This window comes from Pseudomonas sp. OA65, assembly GCF_017498305.1.
Lineage (GTDB): Bacteria > Pseudomonadota > Gammaproteobacteria > Pseudomonadales > Pseudomonadaceae > Aquipseudomonas > Aquipseudomonas zanjanensis.
Window position 1 is genome coordinate 15,564 of record NZ_JAGDEZ010000031.1, and the last position, 15,025, is coordinate 30,588.

16 protein-coding genes and 2 pseudogenes are annotated in these 15,025 nt (G+C 58.6%); 1 reads left to right on the forward strand and 17 read right to left on the reverse strand.

Translation table 11 applies throughout. The features are described from left to right. Positions 1 to 29: 29 nt before the first annotated feature. From J3361_RS21890 to J3361_RS21930, 9 genes are read right to left on the reverse strand one after another with little or no spacing between them, the layout of a single operon-like run. Positions 30 to 2,783: a conjugative transfer ATPase gene (locus J3361_RS21890; protein ID WP_207966285.1), complete on the reverse strand. Its 2,754-nt coding sequence runs from the start codon at positions 2,781 to 2,783 to the stop codon at positions 30 to 32. Next, the gene (locus tag J3361_RS21895; RefSeq protein ID WP_207966286.1) at positions 2,783 to 3,199 is read right to left on the reverse strand and encodes a TIGR03751 family conjugal transfer lipoprotein; all 417 of its coding nucleotides are present in this window, start codon (positions 3,197 to 3,199) and stop codon (positions 2,783 to 2,785) included. Before J3361_RS21895 ends, J3361_RS21890 begins: the two co-directional genes overlap by 1 nt. After that, complete coding sequence (locus J3361_RS21900) at positions 3,162 to 4,676, reverse strand: TIGR03752 family integrating conjugative element protein (RefSeq protein ID WP_207966287.1); 1,515 nt, start codon at positions 4,674 to 4,676, stop codon at positions 3,162 to 3,164. The genes J3361_RS21895 and J3361_RS21900 overlap by 38 nt, the downstream gene beginning before the upstream one ends. Then, positions 4,666 to 5,478 carry a TIGR03749 family integrating conjugative element protein gene (locus J3361_RS21905; RefSeq protein ID WP_207966288.1) on the reverse strand — a complete coding sequence of 271 codons (813 nt, stop codon included), beginning with the start codon at positions 5,476 to 5,478 and terminating at the stop codon, positions 4,666 to 4,668. Before J3361_RS21905 ends, J3361_RS21900 begins: the two co-directional genes overlap by 11 nt. Further along, the gene (locus J3361_RS21910) at positions 5,475 to 6,116 is read right to left on the reverse strand and encodes a PFL_4703 family integrating conjugative element protein (protein WP_054070113.1); all 642 of its coding nucleotides are present in this window, start codon (positions 6,114 to 6,116) and stop codon (positions 5,475 to 5,477) included. The genes J3361_RS21905 and J3361_RS21910 overlap by 4 nt, the downstream gene beginning before the upstream one ends. Continuing rightward, complete coding sequence (locus J3361_RS21915; RefSeq protein WP_207966289.1) at positions 6,113 to 6,526, reverse strand: TIGR03750 family conjugal transfer protein; 414 nt, start codon at positions 6,524 to 6,526, stop codon at positions 6,113 to 6,115. The genes J3361_RS21910 and J3361_RS21915 overlap by 4 nt, the downstream gene beginning before the upstream one ends. Positions 6,527 to 6,533: 7 nt before the next feature. After that, positions 6,534 to 6,905 (reverse strand): TIGR03745 family integrating conjugative element membrane protein, encoded by a 372-nt coding sequence (locus tag J3361_RS21920; protein ID WP_207966290.1) that lies wholly within the window; start codon positions 6,903 to 6,905, stop codon positions 6,534 to 6,536. A 17-nt stretch (positions 6,906 to 6,922) separates the two neighbouring features. Beyond that, the gene (locus J3361_RS21925) at positions 6,923 to 7,162 is read right to left on the reverse strand and encodes a TIGR03758 family integrating conjugative element protein (protein WP_207966291.1); all 240 of its coding nucleotides are present in this window, start codon (positions 7,160 to 7,162) and stop codon (positions 6,923 to 6,925) included. Then, positions 7,159 to 7,491: an RAQPRD family integrative conjugative element protein gene (locus J3361_RS21930; protein ID WP_207966292.1), complete on the reverse strand. Its 333-nt coding sequence runs from the start codon at positions 7,489 to 7,491 to the stop codon at positions 7,159 to 7,161. The genes J3361_RS21925 and J3361_RS21930 overlap by 4 nt, the downstream gene beginning before the upstream one ends. A gap of 304 nt (positions 7,492 to 7,795) precedes the next feature. On the opposite strand from J3361_RS21930, the gene J3361_RS21935 reads away from it, so the two are divergent. Next, positions 7,796 to 8,167: a histone-like nucleoid-structuring protein, MvaT/MvaU family gene (locus J3361_RS21935; RefSeq protein WP_027912517.1), complete on the forward strand. Its 372-nt coding sequence runs from the start codon at positions 7,796 to 7,798 to the stop codon at positions 8,165 to 8,167. 94 nt (positions 8,168 to 8,261) lie between these two features. Here the strand turns inward: J3361_RS21935 and J3361_RS21940 are convergent, their stop codons facing one another. The 8 genes and pseudogenes from J3361_RS21940 to J3361_RS21975 all read right to left on the reverse strand — a co-directional run bounded on the left by J3361_RS21940 (position 8,262) and on the right by J3361_RS21975 (position 15,025). Beyond that, positions 8,262 to 8,993 (reverse strand): TIGR03747 family integrating conjugative element membrane protein, encoded by a 732-nt coding sequence (locus J3361_RS21940; RefSeq protein WP_207966293.1) that lies wholly within the window; start codon positions 8,991 to 8,993, stop codon positions 8,262 to 8,264. A gap of 82 nt (positions 8,994 to 9,075) precedes the next feature. Next, positions 9,076 to 11,181, reverse strand: coding sequence for a type IV conjugative transfer system coupling protein TraD (traD, locus tag J3361_RS21945; RefSeq protein ID WP_207966294.1), 2,106 nt, complete (start codon positions 11,179 to 11,181; stop codon positions 9,076 to 9,078). Positions 11,182 to 11,190: 9 nt separating this feature from the next. Further along, positions 11,191 to 11,706, reverse strand: coding sequence for an integrating conjugative element protein (locus tag J3361_RS21950; protein WP_207966295.1), 516 nt, complete (start codon positions 11,704 to 11,706; stop codon positions 11,191 to 11,193). Beyond that, positions 11,703 to 12,251: a lytic transglycosylase gene (locus J3361_RS21955; RefSeq protein ID WP_207966296.1), complete on the reverse strand. Its 549-nt coding sequence runs from the start codon at positions 12,249 to 12,251 to the stop codon at positions 11,703 to 11,705. Before J3361_RS21955 ends, J3361_RS21950 begins: the two co-directional genes overlap by 4 nt. After that, the gene (locus J3361_RS21960; RefSeq protein WP_207966297.1) at positions 12,233 to 12,952 is read right to left on the reverse strand and encodes a TIGR03759 family integrating conjugative element protein; all 720 of its coding nucleotides are present in this window, start codon (positions 12,950 to 12,952) and stop codon (positions 12,233 to 12,235) included. Before J3361_RS21960 ends, J3361_RS21955 begins: the two co-directional genes overlap by 19 nt. A 9-nt stretch (positions 12,953 to 12,961) precedes the next feature. Next, a pseudogene (locus J3361_RS21965) lies at positions 12,962 to 13,632 on the reverse strand (chemotaxis protein). Further along, the gene (locus tag J3361_RS21970) at positions 13,629 to 14,171 is read right to left on the reverse strand and encodes a PilL N-terminal domain-containing protein (RefSeq protein ID WP_207966298.1); all 543 of its coding nucleotides are present in this window, start codon (positions 14,169 to 14,171) and stop codon (positions 13,629 to 13,631) included. The pseudogene J3361_RS21965 and the gene J3361_RS21970 overlap by 4 nt, the downstream one beginning before the upstream one ends. Before the next feature lie 106 nt (positions 14,172 to 14,277). Continuing rightward, positions 14,278 to 15,025: pseudogene (locus J3361_RS21975) on the reverse strand (ABC transporter substrate-binding protein).

Consider the following 15,025-nt stretch of genomic DNA (forward strand, 5'->3'; position numbering starts at 1 on the left):
AACGAGGGCGAGCCGGTCTGATGCAATCGCTATACCGGCTCTATTCCTCTGATTCGATCGATCCTCTCAGCCACCCAGTAGGCTGCTTCCAGCTCCGAGCAACCGTTGTCCTGCATCAATTTCCAACGCTCGGCTTTTTCCTCCGGCTCCGTCATGGCCAGGGCGAGATAAAGACTGGGCGGCACGGCTCTAAACAGCGTTTCGAGTTTTTTCGACAGCACGACCCCCTCGGTGTATTTGCCCGGCTCCTTGCTGGCGGAGAGCAACAAGGCTTTCTGTGCCGGCGTGAGTTTCTTGAAGCGAGCGATTTCTTCGATTTCCGCCGGTGGCATGTTCAAACAAATCCACCATTCGATCATGTTGAGCATGGTCTGCGCAGCAGTGGGGAAGTCGGCAAGGTTTTGCGTCGCCAGCCAGAACCAGGCGCCGAGCTTGCGCCACATCTTTGTGCCCTTGACCACGAAGGGCGCCAGCAGCGGGTTCTTGGTGATGATATGGCCCTCGTCGGTGACCATGATGATCGGTCGGCCCAGGTACTGGTCGCGCTCGGCAAGGTTATTCACAGTGTTCATCAGGCTGATGTAGCTGATGGACATCTGGGCCTCGTAACCTTCACGAGCATAGGTGGCTAGGTCGACGATGGTCACGTCGCTCTCGGGCCAAGGCGTGCCCTCGCGATTGAACAATTCTCCCTCGAAGCCCTGGCAGAACAGGTCGATGGACTCGCCCATTTCCTGGGCACGCTCGCGACGTTTCTCTGGCAGGTGCGGGTCGGCGGCGACACGCAGCAACGCGTCGCGCACGTCGCGGGTCAGCACCTGGTGGTTCGCTGCGACACAGGTCTGCGCGGCATCAAGGATGCACTCGCGGATCAAGCTGCGATCGGCTCGACTCAGGCGGGCTTCTTCCTTGGCCTCGCCACCGGTGATCATCAGTCTGGCAGTGATTTCCAACTCGCCGAGAACATCGCGCTGGTCCTCACGACTGGCTATCGCCTCATCGTCCCATTCGTCGATCGACAGACTTGCCATCTGATCCGGTTGCTCGACAAGACGCCAAGCATCGGCAAAGGGGGCAAGGCTGACCGAGGCACCTGGTTTCAATTGGACCTTATTGACCGACAAGCCCTGGGTTGCGAAGTAGTCGCCCTGCAAGCCGAATGAGTTACCGGCCTCGACGATAAACAAGCGAGGGCGGTACACCGCCATGACCTGCATCAACAGGGTCACCAGGGTCGCCGACTTGCCGGCACCGGTGGGGCCGAACAACAGTAGATGGCCGTTCATGGCCCGGTCCAGACGTGACAACGGATCAAAGCTCAACGGCGAGCCGCCACGATTGAACAGGGTGATGCCCGGGTGGCCGGTGCCGGTACTGCGGCCCCACACGGGAACTAGGTTTGCCAAGTGTTGAGCGAACATCAGGCGTGTGTACCAGTTGCGTGTGTCGCGGGCCGGGTTGTAAGTCATCGGCAGCCAACGCAGGTAACTGTTGCACGCGGCGACTTCATCGCCTTCACGTACCGGTTGTAGCCCCGCACCCAACAGCGCGTTGGCCAGGCTGACCGATCGCTGGTGCAATTGCTGTTCATCATGACCGCGCACGTAAAATGCTAGGGTGCCCCGGTATAGCTTGTGCTGACGGCCGATGATCGCGCGAGCCTCTTCAACATCCTGGCGGGTCTGGGTCGAGGCCAGGTTTTCACCAATGGCTTTGCGCGCCAGACGGTTCAGCTGCTCCTCGAGCACATCTTGGGGTTTGACCACTAGGGTCAGACTCATCACCGTGCCTTCGGGTAACTGGTCGAACAGCGCATTCACCGCGTCGCCCTTGCGAGTTTCACCAGTGAGTTGACCAATCAAGGGAGGCCGCCGCAGTTTGTCCACCACCATGACCCGATGGGGTTGTCCATCGAAGTACCAATGTCCCTGTTGCACATCCGAACGCGGTTCGTTGAAAAACAGCCGCTCGGCGAAGTCGTGATCGAAGGGTAACTCCAGCGACTCGCCATCACTTGACTCCGGATAGGCCGCGCATTGGTAGAAATCCTCGGGCGCTTCATCCGTGAGCCTGGGCGCCGGATTGAACCAGGGCAACAACCAAGCATACAGACCGTGGCCATCGACTCGCGCCGATTGCACCCCGCATGCCTGCAACGAAGCCACTATTCGTTCGCAAGCCTGTTGCAGGGATTGCACCGGGGTAAGTCCCATCTCCTCAATGCAATCCTCAAGCCAGCGATAGATCACTAGGCGCACCCGTCGATTATTGCCGCGCCAGGGCAGGCGCGTGACGGCCTTGTCCTCGAACAGACCTCCCGGCTTGGCGATGGCCCTCAGATGATGGCGGCTGAGTTCCAAATAGGCTTCGGTAAAAACCGTGCCTCGCGCTCGGTCCTGAATATAATTGGTGAGTCGAGTCAGGTAGGGGGTGAAGTCGTTGTCGTCCTGGCAGAAAAACTGCGCCACCCAAGGCGCTTGATCCAGTTCGTCAAAGCTATCTTGCAAGGCGTCTTCGAGGGCATCGCGGGCGGCCATTAGCCAATCGGGTTCGCGCCCTTCGGTGCCGATGGGCAGTAACTCGAACACCGCTCCCACCGAGCGATTGTCATCCAGGAGAAAACAGTGCTCGGTGTCGAGGTATTCGACCCAAGGCAGATGGTCGGTGAAGCTGGGGCTGTGTGCATACAGTGCAGCTTCATCGGCCAAGGTGGCACGAGGGCGCAGTGGGTGGCGCCAGGCTTTCCACGCAGAAGCGCGGTTGCCCGAGTCGCCGGTACGCATTACAAGTCTTCCTGACGTTCACCCGGCAATGCGTACTGCACCCGTTGGTAAAACGGAAAAACGGTCGAGTAACCCGGGACCGGTGCCTGCTCGGTACCACTCAAATGCGGATACACGTACAGCACCAGATCGGGATTGGGTAGGCGAGGGAACAGATTATGGATCTCGTTCTCCGATGTACGCGTGTACGGTTCTTGGAGAGAAGCGGAGAAATCCACCTCAGCCAGCGGGCGGCGTAACTGCTGCCGAGCATCCAGCAGTTGCTGCTGAGTGCCTTGCGACCCGGCACCGTTCCAGATGTCCAGCATGGTTTGCGCGCCATGGGGCAGCAGCGTCTCCTTGTCAGTGGAACACCCTGTCAGGACCAAGGAAAACACGCTAATCCAGGTCAGGCAGAGAAACGTGGTCTTTTTCATGGCGAACGCTCCGGCCCTTAGGCTCGTAGTCGATGGTAATCTCATGGTCGAGGTGCAGCGCGACTTGGGCGGCCGGTTGCACGTATACGGCAGCAAAGGCTTCGCCATAGAGTTTGTTGATCCACTCACGGATGTCGCTGACCCCCCCACTGAGAATTGAATTCAGCGCGCTATTACCACTGCTGCTGGTGACTCCGAGCGTACTGCCGCCCGAACTGATTACGCTGCTGTTGTTCTCCTCATCCCCGAGCAAGGCGGCGACACCGGCGCCGGCCGCAGTAATCAGGCTCTGGCTGCCGAGGTATTGCTGAGCGTTCGAGCGGCGCTCACCGGCAATGCAAGGAATGCCATACGGATCGGACAGGTAACCGAGTCCGCCACGAATCTTGTCGGTGTTCGAGCTCTGGGTGGTGGAGGCATTGCGGCTGGCTACCGCCTTCGGCTGAGGCACCGTGCGGATGGTGCCATCGGTGAACACAAAGGTGATTGACTCGACCTGTCCGCGTACGCAAGACAGGGTCCAGTCACCGGACGCCGTGCCGCTCATTACAGCGCCCGCAACATCCGGCAGATCGATGCCGTTGGCGGTCAGGTTCTCCGGGCCCACCAGCACTTTGAAGGGATAGGGATCATTCACGGTGCCGTCCACCGGGATTCGGCCGATCAGCGCGGTCATCGCGACCGAGCCCATCAGCGTCGCGTTTTCGGGAATGGTGTAGACCGGCTTCGCGCCTTCGGTACGATCCGCGGAGCGTGTCAGGTCTCGTTCACTCTTGGTGACCTCGCGTAACTGCTTCTGGCTGCGGTCGGTGGCATTGTCCTTCAAACCCTCCAGTGAGTTGAAGGCGGTAGGCAGACTCAGTGCGGACACGGTCTTGGTTTTGCCCTGAGTGTCGGTGGGCAAAGCATCCGAGGGCTCGATCCACTGCAGTGCATCATTGGCAGAATGCTGCCCTTCGAACTGAGCACCGTCGCTCGGTTCAAGCCCCAGTCCAATCGGCATATCCTTGTCTTTGCCGGTCAGCCCCGACAACTGTTCCTGCAACTGCGTCAGCAGACCGCGAGCCTGACGACTGTCTTGTTCTGCTTTGAGTCGGGCTTCGTTAGCTTGTCGGCGGCCTTCGTCGACCTGTTGGGTCACACTGCCAAGCGCCGTCTGGATTCGCGAGTCAACACTGTTTTCCCTGTCCCGCAGGCGATTGTTTTCCGCCAGCAGCGAATCGTTGTGTTTCTTCAAACCGAGCATGTCGCTACGCATGGCCTTCACTTGGCCGATCAAGGTGGCGACCGTATCGCGTGGAGTGTCACCCGCAACACCGAGCGACTTGGCTTGCTCGGCGGATAACTGAATATTGTCCTGATCAACTGGGTGCTCTGGAGGGGAGGTACTACCCGCTATCCAGGTTTTCAGGATGATGAAAGCCACGCCCAGCAGCACAGCTGGTACTAGCCATTTAAGTAAGGCGTTAGCTTTCATCGTCGGCACCTTCCGAAACAGGCAGGAGCTGCACGGCATGTTCAAGACCGGCGCCGCGGGTGACGAGGTAGGCAACCGTAGTGTCTTCGGCGCTGCCGACAGGTCCGAGGAAGGTGTGCTGGAATGCCGCGGCGAATAGCTTGGCCCGTAGCCAACGCGGATCGAGTTGCACCGTCGCTGAGCCACGGTTGCGCAACTTCACTGCTGTAACCCAGTAGTCTCCGAGTTGCCAGGCGGCGACGGGCGTGCTGGACACGTTTTCGGTCGGCAGCAGGGTTGGCAGTTCTGTGCGCAGCTTTAGCGGGACGCGACGTACGCCGGGCAGGGACTCCACGGTGCGTAGAGGTGCGTACAGGCTTTGCGCGGCGTAGCGCGTCAAAGCGACTGGGATTGGCGTACGTTCTGGAGCAGGGACGGTGCTGGATTCAGCCTCGGTAGGCTGCTCCTGAGCATTCTTGAGAATACGCACGGGTTCCAGCGGTTGATCGCCAGGCGTGGCTGCAATGTCCAAGAGGATGATCTCTCCCGTCGCGACAGATTGCAGATGTAGGCGGGTCGGGGCGATGGCCTCCGACGCGCGCAGGTACAGCGTGCCGCCAGTTGATTGCACACGCAGCTTGCCCGTCAGGGTTGAGGGCACTCCGACGCGAACAGCCTCATCGACAAAGACCACCCGCTCCTGATTGATTACTAGTGGCACCGCGAGAGGAAGGCGTTCCCAGCGCATCAACTCGACGGCCTGTGCTGCAACTCCCCATAGCATCAGTGCGATGGTGAGCCCCAGGGTAGAAATCCGCGTCATGGCTCACCTCCAGGCAGAGCGATTTTTTGCGGCGTGCCCTGATAACAGTCCAGTGCCAGCCCCCACTTATTGCGTTCGGGGTCCAGATCAAAACGCACCACGCGTAATGGATAGCGCACCACCACCCGTTTCACCGGTTCCGCGGCGTAATATTCATCAGCGTTGAGGTCGAGGGTGACCAGCCAGCTGTCGCGGTCGAGTTGCTTGACCCTGAGTTCTGGATCTTCGCTGTAACCGCGGCCCAGAATTTCGTAGACCCCGCGCACTCGCTGGCGCAGTTCACCGGCGGCCTTGCGGTATTCGTAGTCGCCGTCGAGGAAGGCCTTGCAGGCAGGTGTCAGGTAGGACTGCAAGCCATAGATGGCGCGGCGATAATCTTGCTCGCCATCCGAGGGCCAGCGGTTGAGCTGGCCAAAGATGTACAGGGCAAAGGCATAGACATTCTCTGAGGGGATATCCCACCACTTGCGCGTGCTGCCCGAGCGCAGATCTGGGGGTACATGCACGGTCAGATCGGTCGGTGCCGAACGCCAGCCGTACCAGAGCCCGGCACAGACCAGGGCAAGGATCATTACCGCCAAACGCAGGCTGAAGATATGCGCCTGTTGGGCATCGACCTTGTTTCGAAAGCGGCTCATCGCTGCCACCGGGACAGAGCAGGGCGCAGCCGACGCGAGCGGCGAACCGTCCAGGCGCCGGAGTGAAGGATCAAACTTCCGCGACCCAGGCGCCAACGGCTGGCGAGGACCCATTCGATTTTGCGGTACAACCAGGTTTCGGGGCGGGCTCGTTTGGCCCGATGTAGTAGCGCCCCACCGGCCAATAACACTACCGCCATGCCTGCGATCATGCTGGTTGGCGCCACGGCAATAGAAGTGGTGGCAATCGCCAGAGGAACTCCCAGCACCAGCCCAATGGTTGCGCCGGTACCGAGCGCTACCCACATCTCATCATTAGTCAAACCGCGCAACACGGCAGGATCACGATTGAGTCGCTCAGGCAGAAACACTAAGGTGCCGTCGGCAAGGCGTTCGATAGTGTCGTTCATGTCGGCCTCACAGAATTGCGGCAGCCTTGGTTAAGAACCAGATAATGATCACCACCAGCAAGGCGCCGATGCCTACCACGGCGCCGAGGTCCTTCCAGGTCTTGCGCTGGTTCTGCACGTCGGCATAGACGGTCAGGGAGTGCCAGGCCACGCCGAGAAACGCGAGCAGAGCGATCAGCAGACCGAGCAGGATGCCGCCGTCGTAGGCGTAGTTTTTGATCGTCTCGATCAACCCGGATCCTTCCCCGCGCGAAGGCGCTTCCATGGTGGGGAGTTCGGCGAAAGCCAGGCTTGGACCGAGCACCAGCAGCAGTCCGATCAAGCGTTGGGTCGCACGATCACGCAGGTTGTTTTTCAGAGGGACAAAACACTTGAGCATGGCGGCGATCTCCTGGATTAGGACAGGGTGAAGAACATCAGAACGAGTAGGGCGAGCAAAACGCGGACGGCGCTACCGCCGAAGGCTCCGAAACGCACACTGCCAGCCGCCCAACCCCGGTAGGCCGTCCACATCACCCAGGCGCACCAAAGCAAAGCCAGAACCAGAACCATGGACAGCCACAACGTTGAACTGCTCTGTGGTGCGAAGCCCGCAGCGGTTTGGAATGCTGCGATCTGAGTGTCAGTCATGCTCATGGCGAGGGCTCCGCAATCGGAGCATCGAGGCGGTAATCACCGACCAGCTCATCGGGCTCGCGGGGCTGAGCACGGGACGGGGATAGGTAATTCCGAACACCTTTGCGGATGCGCTGGATGTCTTGAATTAGGCGGGGATAGTCGAAGCGATAGCGATCGTCGGGTTCAGCCGTGCTGGCTACCTCAGCTCGCGTTGCAAGATGTTCGAGCGTGTCGAGTTGCCGCTGGATAAGGCTGAGTTGATCCTGCTCATGAGCCGAGTCGGCATAGCTACTGCCGTGAACGATAGCTAGCGAGAGTAGTAAGCAGCGAAAGATGGTAGTCGACATGATCCTGTCCCGCATGGAGCTGGGAGCAGAATCAAGTCAGGGGGCGAATTATTCAGCATTAAACGCGAGGTAGGATGTATCGCCTTTTTGGGGGGAGAACCGAATAGGTTTACACGCACATACATCGGCAATCGATTCGGCACAAAAGAGGGCTCAGACAGCTCTCAGTCCAAAAAAGATGTGTTTTTCATGAGGCAATGAGTGGGTCGGCTCATGCATAAGCAATATGGGTGACGAAGAGCGAATCATCGCTTAGCATTGGAATGTTCGTTTCTCATTACTCTCACCTGAAGGAAGTTTTCATATGTCTCGTTTGGCTGAATTTCGTAAGCTTGAGCAACAACTCGCCGAACAGCTCGCAGAGCTTGAGTCGATGAAAAGTGATTCCGGCTTGAAAAAAGAAATGGAGTTTGAGAGTAAATTGCGGGCATTGCTTGGCGAGTACGGCTTCAGCTTGAAGAACATCATTAGCATCCTGGACCCAGAGGCTGGCCGTCGTTCCTCGGCACCGATAGCAGCCCCTGTAAAGCCAGCTCGTAAAGCTCGCGATGTAAAAATTTACAAAAATCCGAACTCTGGTGAGCTGATCCAAACCAAGGGAGGTAACCATCGCCAGTTGAAAGAATGGAAAGTCGAGTTTGGCGCGGACGTCGTAGAGTCGTGGCGTACTCAGTAAGATCGGCTTGATCAGGGCTTTGCAAGGGCCCTTTTTTGCTACTGAGGATGCTGAATCCTCAGTGCGAATCTTGGTCCTACTTCTGCACCCATCTTCAGAGATACTTCTTAAATGTCGTTGCCGTGATTGCTACTGTAATGCCAAACATTACGGCACAAGGCAAAAATACAACCATAGGATTGAGCGAAAAGGGCAGGGATAGGTAGATAATCCAGGGCACAAGCAATAGCGGTATCACTCCTCGTTTAGCGCGGTGATAGACGAAGCTACTCTCTCGTCCAGCACCAAATTTGCGCAGGTCGCGACGCATCAGGCCATCGATAAAACCGGTGAGAGAGGCCAGCAGAAACAAGGGTGTGGCCAGAACCAGAATGGTCAGGCGCACCACGAAGGTAAAGGTCACATACACCGCCGCCAGCACGAAATCTTCAATGCTCACGTATAGCTGGTTGATCCACCCCCAGAAGCTGTTACCCATGCTCGATACCCGCGCCTGCTGGGCAAAATCTGCAAAGCCAGTTTTGACCAGTAGCCACTGATTGATTAAATCCAGCCACTGGATAATCGTTGGCCCAGGCTGTTGGATGAGCAGTGAACATTTGAAGTGCTCGCTGAGCCAGCCTAACTCACTGTTTAGCATGGCCTGACTATGCCGCCAGCCCTGATCACCCCAGAACAGCAGCAAACCAGCGAACTCGATCAGGATCGAGAATAGCAAAGAGGCGATTAGCAAACCGATGACGCGCAATACCAGGCTGATCGTCGAGATGATCAGTCCGGTACGCTGGATCGGTTGTGGTGGCATGTTCTGGGCGGAAGTCGCCATCGTTCACTCCATTGCATGCCGCCGAGTTAATGCCGTCATGGCGCTTTCCGGTGTGGTTGCTGAATTTGAACCTAAGTCAGGATTACCCCACCTGGTCTAAATCGAAGTCAATTGTTGGCGCACCACCGCTTGCGCTCCACCATTGCCCCGCCTGCTCGTTGTAAACCGCCCGCATCCGTTGAGTAAGCTCGTGCAGGTCCTTGGGCATTGCGTCGTCGTTGGAGGATTTTGGCAACGGCATGCGGACTTTCCAGAGCTGGCCACCGGCGTGGAAGGAGAACATTTGGCCCTTGGGCAAACTGACGATGTGAGCCGGTTCGATCAACGGCACGCTGGCGCTACTGACGCGGTCCTGCGAGGAGGACGTGAAGTCGGTATTGGCTTCTGGATCGGAGGTGTCGGTTGCACCCGATACCAGGGTTCTGGTTAGCACGTTGACCTTGGGCAACTGCTGGGTGAGCAGCTCCGCGGTGGCGGTTTCGCGTACGCGGAGCATCTGCAAGGTATTGAAGTTACCAATCACCTGGCCGGCTTTGGCGCGGTTACCAATGCGTGCTTCGATATCACTGAGGGTTTGGGTGTAGGCCGTCACCTGGATGCCGGCGCCACCGCCTTTGTTGATTAGCGGAATGAACTCATCACCCATCAACTCGTTGAACTCATCGGCATGCAGGTTAATCGGGAGCTTGTCACTGCCGCTGCGTGATGCGGGCAGGCCGTGGTCAATGCCATGTTTGTAGATGTGGCCCGCAACCGAGACCAAGTCGGCGAACATGGAGTTGCCCACCGCGGCGGCCACCTCGGCGTCGGTCAGTGCATCCAGACCGACATAAACGATGCCGCGTTTTCGGATGATCTGCATCCAGTCGAAGATTGGCCGCGGATCCTCTAAATCGGTGTAGTTGGGCGCCAGTAGTTGGGCGGTCTTGCCGGTGGTGAGTTTTTCCAGCAGCGGCAGTAGCGAGGCAACGATTTTGTCGAAGTAAGTACGGTCATATCGTACCGCCGAGCGCAATCCGTCCAGCACCGGATCAAATACCCGTTTTGCCGCCAGATATTGCTCGATAGCCACTACCCGCTTTTCGCGTCCCACCATGTGTCGGGGGATGTTCTTCTCGGTGAGCTTACCTTCAAGCTGGACGATCACTTCCCACGCCTTCGGGTCGGTCTTGGCGAAAAACTGCTGGGCGTATTCGATGAACAGTGCGTCGATGTTGACCACATGTCGTTGGATCTGCAGGTAGTCCGGACGTCGGCCCAGCTCGATCAGAGCGCGGGCGATGATGTTGACGAAACGCCAGGCGAACTCGCGAAACGCCGCCGAGTTACCTTCGCCACTGAGCTGCCCAGCGATGCGCGACGCCACTTCCGAGATTCGCCCGAAACGTCCCACGGCGTTGTAGCGGGCGGAGATCTCCGGCCAGCCTAGATGGAAAACATAGAATTCCTTTTCTCGACCGGCGCGTTTGGCTTCGACGTACATGCGTTTGAGCAAATCGGCATCGCCCTTCGGATCGAAGACAATGACGACCTCGTGTTCGATACGATGAATGTCCTGGGTTATGTACACCTCCGCGAGCCGGGTTTTGCCGACACGGGTAGTACCAAGCACCAGCGTGTGACCCACCCGTTCGCCCAGCGGCAGGCTGACCTCTGTTTCATCTGGCTCGACCCCATGCAGCAGTGGAGAGCCTCCTACCGGAGGCAAAGGGCGCAACGGATTAAAGGCGCTGTCCCAGGCCGTGACACGGGTCAGTGTTGAGAGCGGAAACGGTGCATGTTCTAGGCGACGTTCGAGTCCACGTGCCAGGCGGTAACGGGTCGGTTGGTCGACGTAGTGAGCGACGGCCGGATCCTGGGCCTCGACCAAGCGCTGGGTGTGCAGGCGGGTCCAGCGAAAGCCGCGGCCCATGAACAGACGTTTGCGACTCACCGGAATCTGCCGGCTGGTCAGCTCGTAGCGAGGCAGCCGGCGGATATTGCGCCGATAGCGCAACACCTCCCAAGCTTGTCGGAGGCGGATCAAACCGAACAGGGCATAGGCCAGAGCCGCAATCAGACCGATCTCGGGTGATAGGGCCACGGCCCAGGGCGAATACACGCATAACACCGCCGCGGCGACGCAGATCGCCACGGTATACAGCTCGACTGCGGGCCGGAGTTTGGACTCCATCGCATGCTCGGCCACGACCCAGACTCACTGTTCCAGTGAGGTGGCTGTGATTAAGACAGGGTAGTGCTCAATTTTCAGGCGAGAGGCGATGTCGTTGCCGTTGACCGGCAGGATGGTGATGCCCGGCGCGGCTGCTCGAATTCGGGCCAGGGCTTCAGTATCGGTCACTTCGACGGCGAGGCCGACCGCCCCCATTTCTTGCAGTTCAGTCGCACGCTGATGCAGCCAAGCCAACGATTGGAGATCCTCCCCGACCAGGAAAAATGGCTGCAAGCCCGGCATGTCCAGGGTGCGGGTTGTGATTTGGCCTGGGCTCAAGTGAGAGCTGCGCACGGGCAGTATCCAGGTCTCATCGGCAAATGCAGATAGGTCCGCATGTCTGGCCCGAGCAGGCTGGGTCTTGTTGTTTATTGGCGGCCTGGAAGCTTCAAACTGGGAGCGGGTGAAACCGCCAGGCTGAACTTCTGCAAACGACAGTCCCGGCTGGGCGAGCGCAGCCAAGAGCACGGCAAAGTAATACGCACTGGGAATTCGCTTCATGGTGGTGTGCCCTGTTTAAAGGAAACCTGCAGCCGTTCGAGTTGTCGGGAAAAGCCGGCGCGGTAACGCGCGGCCGGCGTTCCTCCTGCCGGGCGGTGATAGCGGCCAGCGGCTGACATCCAATCACCGGTGACGGCGTGATGCTCTTGCAGCAGCGCGGCAGTTACGGCCAGATTGCGGTAGGGTTCGAGGGCTTCGCAGGGACTGGAAAAATGCTGTCCGTGATAACCCAGGTTGATTTGCCCAAGCCCGGCATCGACCCGCTTGGCGTCATACTGAGCAAGCGCCTGAAGCAAGGCGTGACAGGCGGTCTGACGATTGGCGAAACGGTAAGGGCTACCGGCAATATTCAGCGTCCAGGGCCAGGGCAGCAGTCGACCACGGAGGCGGGCGCCACTCTCCTGCAGGGCAATCGCGAACAACACCGTGGAAGGGATGTTGGCGTCATGCGCTGCCAGTTGATAAGCCGGAGGCGGAAGTTCGTCTGCCCGGACGGCGTGCACCGTCAGCAGGAGCGCAATAGCAATCAATCGAGACGTTGCCATTGTCCGTTCACCTGCTGAAATGTGACGGGCAATGGCCCCGCAGCACCCAGGCTGAACCAGCGACCTCGGTCATGGTTCAGGGTAATCTGCCGGCGCTGCACCTTGGCCGGATCGATGTCCGCTTGCCGAGCCCAGCGACGGACGCGTTCATCCTCGCCCTGGCTGCCCACCAGGTAAATATCAAACGCCGTATCACTGCTTTGCAGACGCTGCGCTTCAGCGGTGCACGCTGGGCAGTGGTCCTCGACAAACAGAGCTTGGCGCGGCTCTACCGATGAGCTGGCAGGGGGCGGGGATGCCATACCCTGAATCGGCAACAGTCCAGGAAACAGCTTGGCCCAAGCTGCGGTGTAGGCGTTTTGGTAAGCCAACTCGCGCTCGGCACGTTTGGCTTCCAGCGCTACCTGCAACTCGGCATAGCGCTGACGCTCTTGGTCTTTCTCTGCTTCGACGCCGAGTGCAGTCAGCGGATCGAGATTCGGGCTCCAGTAACCACGCGGGCCGGCTTGGATCTGTTCGAAGCGTGTCCACTCCTGCTCCGTCAGACCCCAGCTTGCCGCCTGTTCAGAGTGCGAACGCTCCAGCGGAGCAGACTGCGTGTCCTGGGTCCGTGACGGTGTCGTGACGGGGTTGCCCAGCGCAGCGCCCGTGCTCAGCAATGAAATGAAACAGATGATGGGGCTCAGCGGAGCTCTGTTCATGATCGCTTCTCAAGGGAGGTGCACGGTCTGGTCTGGGTGAGCGGTCACCGCGAAGATAGCCGCGTTCGGCTCCAGCACCTTCAGTTGCCATGTGCCGAACTGCTCGCCGTTGTGCAGCAACTGGATATCATTGAGCGAGCGACTGTCAGGAGGTGCAACCGCCAGAAAGCGCTCGCCACCGCGGGACTCCACGCTCAACACTGAAAATGGCGGCAGGAGCGGGGCAGGCTTGGGCTGAGCGTTTTTTTCGGCTTGGCCGAGGAAGGCGTCGGTGGTGGGAGTGGTGGCTGGCTTTTGAGGTCCAGGAGTTGCTGCTCGACGTGCTCAAGTCGCGCGCGTAGCGCGATCATGTCGGCTTCGGTGGCACGGTCTGCCAGACCGTCGCGTAGTTCCTGTATCTCTTGCGCCCATTGATCCAACATCGGATCGAGGGTATTGGCCTGTTGCTCACCGGTATCGACCATCTGCTTCAGGTCTTTCAGTGCGTACTGCAGCTTCTCCTGTGCATCCAAGAAGGTGCTTGAATCACGTTGCAGGGTATCCAGGGTCTGTAGGCGTTGGGCGTTCTCATTTTCCAGCTCGATCACGCGTTGATACTGGTTATACAAACCACCACTCAGCCCGGAGACCGCCAGGCAAAGTGAGCCGACAATGAGGGTTTGAAACGTCGTGGCTTTCATGGGCGTGCCTCCGGCTGATGGGTCGCGCTGGGTGCGAGCCGCACGACGGCAGCATCATTTTTTTGCCGTTCGAAGCAGACCGAACGGCTGACCTCATCGATCGTGAGTTGCCAGGCGGGGCCAGCCAGTACTTGTAGCGCGTTGCGAAGTGAAATCGGGCCGAGCCGGTAATGGGCGGCGGGCAGAGGCCGGGTAAACAGTATCTTTACTGGTTCGGCAGCAGGGCAGAGCGAATAACCTGAGCGCTGCAGCACGTAGTGCATCGCTTCCTGTCCCGAAGGATTCAGGTTGGACGGAATGCTCACGTCAATGATTTGAGCGAGAAGATCACGTTGCTCCGTGGTGGGCTCGGTGCTGACCAGCGTATAGCGGCCATAGCGGAGCTCTGACGGATGGCTTTCGTCGGCCCGGCTCCGCGACAACTGGGGCCGATTGGAGCTACTGTCAATCTCTGGCTTAGTCGGCAATGGGGTTGGGATTTGCGCCGTGCAGGCACTCAACAAGCCCAGCAGGCAGACAGGCGTGAAAAAACGCTCCATGGAAAAAACCTCATGTCAGATTCAGTGCAGAACCTGACATGAGGTGAAGGAGCGATTCAGTGAGGAAGTCGATTCAAGGTGGATCGTGTTAACGCTGAACGCGTTGCTATCCATCAAAAATCGCGAGCCCATCCAAGACGGCAGCGTCGGGGTCGAAGATCAACAACCTCACATCCGCCAATGCCGCCCAGATACAGTACGTTGACCAGGGCTTCCGGTGTGCCAGCGTCGAGCTGCTCCTGCCTCAGCGATGTGTAAGAACTGCCCTCAATCTTCATCAGATTTTCGTCGGTCCAGGGCGTGCCGATCAGCTTACACCCGAGGCCATTGCAGTCTCTCAGGGCGAAGGGTTCAAACAGCAGTCCTGTTGCTCCAGCGTTGAAACGGCCAGCCCGGTATTCCAAGTAGCGCAATGCCTCTTCGGTGAGGTGTGCGGTGCTGATCTCCCAGGCTCGACTGTAGTGTCTTGTGTCGAAGCTCAAACGATGGACCATGGCTTGGGCTTCTTCCAAGGAGTAAAGGTCACCGACATGATGTCGTTCGTTAAGCATTTCGCCAGTCACGGCATAGATCACTTGCCGCACCAGCCCGGTGGACTGGAAGTGTTCATACAATTCATCCGGAATGGCCTGACCCTCGCTGATCAGAGCGAAGTCGTCGTTGAACAGGCAGAAGAACAGTTCCAGCGCATCGTCGAGTAGATGAGCTTGTGAGTCGTGTATGGAGCGAAAGCAGGGAGGGCAGTCGTTTGCGTAGGTGATCAGTAGCAGCCGTTCGATTGATAGATTGTCATAGCCGCGGACGAATGGGTTTGAGGCCCCCAGCATGTCTGGGGTTTGGGTAGTGGAGTTCAT